Source organism: Collinsella vaginalis (assembly GCF_900176655.1).
In the GTDB taxonomy this organism is placed as follows: Bacteria; Actinomycetota; Coriobacteriia; order Coriobacteriales; family Coriobacteriaceae; genus Collinsella; species Collinsella vaginalis.
The window spans coordinates 424,500-428,577 of record NZ_LT838843.1 but is presented as its reverse complement, the minus strand read 5'-3'; the positions used below and the strand labels follow the sequence as shown (position 1 = coordinate 428,577).

Below are 4,078 nucleotides of genomic sequence, written 5' to 3'. Positions count from 1 at the left end.
CGGCACACTCGGGCGCGGGCGCGCGGCGGCCCCACCATCGTACACGTTGAAGCCGCGGGAGCGCGCGGCACCGCTCCTGCTGCTGACCGCGCCGGCCGTGCTCCGCCCGAGATGGCTGGAGACGTCCGCCTCGTCGCCGGGCTCCCCCTCCCCCATGACCGCGAACCGCTCGCGGCGGGCGCGGTACGGGCTCGCCGTGGGGCTCTCCACAGAGACGCGGATGATGAGGCCCGCGAGGATGAGCGAGGCGAGCATTGAGGAGCCGCCGTAACTGATGAAGGGAATCGGCTTGCCCGTCATGGGCGTGACGGCCAGGATGCCCAGGATGTTGACGAAGAACTGGATCCCGAGCGCCATGGAGCAGCCCGCGGCCACGAGCTTCTCATAGAGCCGGGGAGTCTGCCCCGCGATCTTGAAGCCCGCGTACACCAGCATCAGGAAGACGAGGATGAACAGGAGCGTGCCCACCAGGCCCAGCTCCTCGCCGATGATGGCGAAGATGTAGTCGTTGTGCGCCTCGGGGAGGTAGCTGTACTTCATCGTGGACCCGCCGATGCCGCGCCCGGTGAGGCCGCCCGAGGCGAAGGCCATGATGGCGAGGGTCGCCTGATACCCGTTGCCGTACGGATCCGCCCAGGGGTCGAGCGAGACGGCGATGCGGCTCAAGCGGTAGGGCTCCATGGCGATGTAGGCGCCGAGCAGAACCGCGAGGATGGCGCCGGCGACGAGCAGGTTCTTGAGCGGCATGCCGGAGAGCAGCGCCATGCAGACCACGGTGGCGGCGATGATGGCCGTGCTGCCCGTGTCGCGCTGGAGCATGATCAGCAGGAGCGGCGCGCCCACGCCGATGAGGAACGGGAGCCAGAGATCAGGCCCCCATGTGATCGTGCGCTCCTCGAAATACCGGGAGAAGAGGTCGGCGGCGAAGAGGATGATCACCGGCTTGGCGAGCTCTGACGGCTGCAGGCTGAAGAAGCCGATGGAGATCCAGCGCTGGGCGCCGCCGGCGCTCGCGCCCATGGCCAAGACCGCCAGGAGCAGCAGCAGGATGGCGCCCGTCAGGAAACGGGTGCCCCCCTCGCGGAACCCCTTGAGCGTCCAGGGGAACCCACGGNCCCCCGCCGCGGCCAGCTCGTCCGTGCGCGCGTCGGGCGCGCTCCCCGCCCCGCCGACGACGGTGACGGAGCTCACGCGGTCGGGATGGTCTGCAGCCCATCGCGCCACGTCTAGACCGGTGGTGCCCCACCCGAGGACGAGGAGGCTCATGGAATCCGGTAACGGCATGCTCTGATCACTATCCCTGGAAGTAAAGGGCGAGGCCGATCGCGCCGAAGGCGGCGGAGATGATCCAGAAGCGGATGACCACCTTCGTCTCGGCCCAACCGAGCTTCTCGAAATGATGGTGTATGGGCGCCATCAGGAAGACGCGGCGGCCGGTCGACTTGAAGCTCACCACCTGGATCATGACGGAGAGCGCCTCGATGATGAAGAGGCCCCCCACCACGAGCGAGATGATCTCGGTGTTGGTCAGGATCGCCACGGCGGCGAAACCACCGCCCAGCGCCAGGGAGCCGGTGTCGCCCATGAAGATGCTCGCAGGGTAGGCGTTGAACCACAAAAAGCCGATGCATCCGCCGGCCGCCGCCGCGCAGAACACGGCGAGGTTCGCGTCCTGGGAGAGGAAGCAGATGGCCGCCATGACGAGCATGGCCATCATGCTCGTGCCGCCGGCGAGGCCGTCGAGGCCGTCGGTGAGGTTCACGGCGTTCGACATGCCGGCGAGCAGCAGAAACACGAAGATGAAGTAGAGCCAGGGGATGGAGATCGGGGTCCTGCCGACCATGAAGGTCGTCGTGAGGGCGCCGAGGTCGATCTCGAACCCGCCGGGGAAGACGACCACCGGGCGGACACCGCAGAAGTTGACGGCGAGGGTGAAGAACACGACCACGATGACCGTGAGGCCGAACATCTTCGCCCGCGGCGTGAGACCGAGCGAGCGGCCGTGCGAGACGCTCGAGATGTCGTCGAACAGGCCGAGGGCACCGGTTGCGAGCGTGGCCCCGATAGCAAGGATCAACTGGAAACTGGGGCGCGCCACGAGCAGGGAGGCCCCCACCACACCGATGAGGATGACCACGCCGCCCATCGTGGGCGTCCCCTGCTTCACCAGATGCCGGCTCGGGCCGTCGGCGCGAACCTGCTGCCCGATCCCCTCGAATTTGAGGAGGCGGATCCAGAGCGGCATCAGGGCGGCTGTGATCACGGCCGCGATACCGAGGGCCAGGAACGCCTGGTAGGTTGGGTAGGCGGGGTTGCCGATCATGCGCACACCTCTTCCACAAAGCGATCGAGCCCCACGAAACGCGAGGCCTTGACAAGCAGGAGGTCACGAGGGCCGAAGACGGTCGCATACCGTGCGATCAACCGCTCGCAGGAGGGGACCTGGATGACGGCGTCCTCGGAGAGCCCCATGAGCCGAGCGGCCCCGGCCATAGCGGCGGCGTTCTCCCCGCCCACGCAGATCAGGAGGTCGGGGCGGATCGCGGCGGCGTAGGCCCCGGTGAGCTCATGGAGGCGCGGCCCCTCGTCGCCGAGCTCGCCCATCTCCCCCAAGATCGCCACACGCGACCCCGTGCAGGGAAGCTGAGCCAGCAGGCTCAAACCGGCGGCCATGGACTCCGGGCTCGCGTTATACGAGTCGTCGATCACGCGCGCGCCGCTCGCTGCACGGCGGATCTCCTGACGTCGACCGGTGATCGTGAGGTTCGCGAACACCTCGTTGATCTCGAAGCGCGGGATGCCGAGCTCCACCGCCACAGCCGCGGCGAAGAGCGCGTTCACCACCGACTGGCGGCCGGTGAGCGAGAGCCGCGAGTGGAAACTCGCCCCGTCGGCGAAGGTGATGTCGAATTCAGGGTGCCCCTCCTCGTCGAGCTCGACGCGGGAGACGGAGATGTCGTCGTCGGCGCTGGTGCCGCAGAGCAGCACCTCGACCCCGGCGGGCTTCGCGAAGTGCTCGATGATGAAGGGCGTGAAATCGTCCTCGCCGTTCAGGACGAGGCGCGCGTGGTGGCCCTCGAAGTTCTCACGTGAGGGCGGCATGCCGGTGAGCACCTCGGCCTTGGCGCGCGCGATGTTCTCGCGGCTGCCGAGCCGGCCGACGTGCGACGTCCCGATCTTGGTGATCACGGCATAGGTGGGCTGGGCGCACTTCGAGAGGCGCTCGATCTGGCCGGGGCCGTCCATCCCCATCTCGAGGACCATGACCTCGGTGTCGCGGGGCGCTGAGAGGATGGTGAGCGGCATGCCGATGAGGTTGTTCAGGTTGCCCTCGGTCACGTGCACGCGGTAGCGTGTCGCGAGGAGGTTCGCGAGGACATCCTTGGTGGTGGTCTTGCCGATGGAGCCCGTCACGGCCACCACGGTGCACCGCATGCGCGCCCGATAGCCCTGGGCGAGGAGGAGCAGGAACTCCTCGGGGTCTGTGCAGGTGAACACCGCGCACTCATGCTCGTCGGCGAGGCGGATCAGATCGCGGTCCGGATCCTCGGTGAGGATGACGGCCGACGCCCCGGCCTCGATGGCCGCGGACGCGAAGGCGTTGCCGTTCACGCGCTCGCCGGGGAAGGCGACGAAGATGGAATCTGCGGTGACCTTGCGGGAGTCTATGACAACGCCCCGGCAGACGCGGTCGGCGTTGCCCGTCCACGGGGTGGCGCCGGTGACCTTCTCGAGGTACCTGACAGCGATCTCAATCATGCCTGACCTTCCTAGACGATGGCGCAACCAATCATTTTAGCGTGCCGTGCCAGAGGCCCCTCCCCGGACGGAGATTTGCACAGGGCGACCAGAACCCGGCACCGGGGCCCCTCAGGCGTCCCGAGGGATGCCGAGGGCCGTGATGGCCTCCTGCATGATGGTCTTGAACGGGGTGATCGCGAACGAGGACATGTTCGCGGTCCCGTCGAGCGTGATGTACGCCATGGCCTTCGGATCGGCCGGTGAGACGAATCCAAGGAAGGAGGCCATGTTGTTGCCCTGCTGGTACCCGCCGCTGGAGCCCGCGCGCTCGGCGGTT

Annotated in this window: 3 protein-coding genes and 1 pseudogene; all 4 read right to left on the bottom strand. The window is 67.8% G+C overall.

Going from position 1 to position 4,078, the window contains the following annotated elements; translation table 11 throughout:
• Positions 1 to 1,266 (bottom strand): FtsW/RodA/SpoVE family cell cycle protein (locus tag CAP13_RS03505; protein ID WP_179184917.1); only part of this gene is annotated, 1,266 nt, incomplete at its 3' end.
• 28 nt (positions 1,267 to 1,294) lie between these two features.
• Positions 1,295 to 2,323: a phospho-N-acetylmuramoyl-pentapeptide-transferase gene (mraY, locus tag CAP13_RS03500; protein WP_085830245.1), complete on the bottom strand. Its 1,029-nt coding sequence runs from the start codon at positions 2,321 to 2,323 to the stop codon at positions 1,295 to 1,297.
• Positions 2,320 to 3,759, bottom strand: coding sequence for a UDP-N-acetylmuramoyl-tripeptide--D-alanyl-D-alanine ligase (locus CAP13_RS03495; RefSeq protein WP_085830244.1), 1,440 nt, complete (start codon positions 3,757 to 3,759; stop codon positions 2,320 to 2,322). The genes mraY and CAP13_RS03495 overlap by 4 nt, the downstream gene beginning before the upstream one ends.
• A gap of 111 nt (positions 3,760 to 3,870) precedes the next feature.
• Positions 3,871 to 4,078 (bottom strand): annotated as a pseudogene (locus CAP13_RS09650) (penicillin-binding protein 2); the annotation flags it as partial.

What these genes read in the sequence shown, in the direction of transcription:
- mraY (WP_085830245.1), bottom strand. Translation starts at nt 2,323, where the DNA reads ATGATCGGCAACCCCGCCTACCCAACCTACCAGGCGTTCCTGGCCCTC.
- CAP13_RS03495 (WP_085830244.1), bottom strand. Translation starts at nt 3,759, where the DNA reads ATGATTGAGATCGCTGTCAGGTACCTCGAGAAGGTCACCGGCGCCACC.